This window comes from Acinetobacter kookii (assembly GCF_900096895.1).
Classification (GTDB): Bacteria; Pseudomonadota; Gammaproteobacteria; order Pseudomonadales; family Moraxellaceae; genus Acinetobacter; species Acinetobacter kookii.
Window position 1 is genome coordinate 1 of the sequence record NZ_FMYO01000021.1, and the last position, 1,162, is coordinate 1,162.

The window sequence follows — 1,162 nt, forward strand, 5'->3', positions numbered from 1 at the left end:
GGTTCTTCTTGTTTTCGCCATTTTTTATCAGGCACAAAGAGTGACCTTAAAAGTTTCCTTTCAAATAAATTGACCTGAATAATTCGCAATAAACGCTGAACACTCCATTCTTCTTGTGCCATGTGTTTAGCGAAGTTCACCAGCAAATAGGCGATTAATGCAATCCATATTTGCGTTTGTATCGCATTGCGGCTTCGACCTAGAAATGACTTCAGTTTTAAATTCTGCTTGATGGCTTTAAAGAATAACTCAATCTTCCAGCGGTCTTTATAAATTGCAGCAATGGTGGATGCTGCCAGATGAAAATTGTTGCTCAGAAATTCGAATGTTCTTTTCTTATCTGTATCATAAAACTCTATACGTCTTAATAATTTAGGTGCGCCTCTTTTCTTGGCATGCGTACTGCTCAATTCAATACATTCATCCGCAATAATGCCTTTAGTCGCTAATACGTTGCGGCTTGATTTAACTTGATAAACTGTCTTTGGGCGTAGCCGAGTTACGAAGCTGACTTTCTGATGTGTCAACTGAGCAAACCATTGATAATCAACATATCCTTTATCAAAGACGATAATGCTGCCAGCAGGAAATTTAAATGCTCTGCCTTGCACCATATCATTTTCAATACCATCCCCAAGCGCTACAAATTCAGGAATGGTATTGCTGTGATTTAAGCCAACACTTAGTTTAATACTGGCTTTGGATTCATGCACTTTTGCCCATTCGCACAATGACAGTGAAAGATCAATATGACTGGCATCTAGTGAATACAGCGGATTCTTGAATCTAAATTTATGTGCAGTTTTAGAGTTTTCACAGCGCTGAAGCAGCTGTGTGAACAATTGCTGATACAGGCTGGCGGGCTGTTCTTCATTGAGTCTTGCTAAGGTGCTTCGCGCAATTCTTTTCGCGCCAAGATGATAGAGCTTTTCCTGCTGGGATTCGAGATTGGATTGAATGTCTCTTAAGCTTTGCCGACAAGAAAGTTGGGACATTAATATGGCAACAAACTGATCCCAGCGGGTGGCTGATCTTAATTTTTGCCCAGAGTGGTGCAGTTTAGCCAGACGTTCAAAATCTTGTCTTAAAATAGGTTTGAGTAATTGATGAAATACGGTATTCTGATGTGACAAAACCTGAGTCCTTTATAGTTAAAGTGTTT

1 protein-coding gene is annotated in these 1,162 nt (G+C 39.6%); it reads right to left on the reverse strand.

The window, feature by feature from the left end; genetic code table 11:
• Positions 1-1,133, reverse strand: a 1,133-nt coding sequence (locus tag BLP85_RS14780) for an IS4 family transposase (RefSeq protein WP_092821128.1), incomplete at its 3' end; no start/stop codon positions are given.
• Between the last annotated feature and the right edge of the window lie 29 nt (positions 1,134-1,162).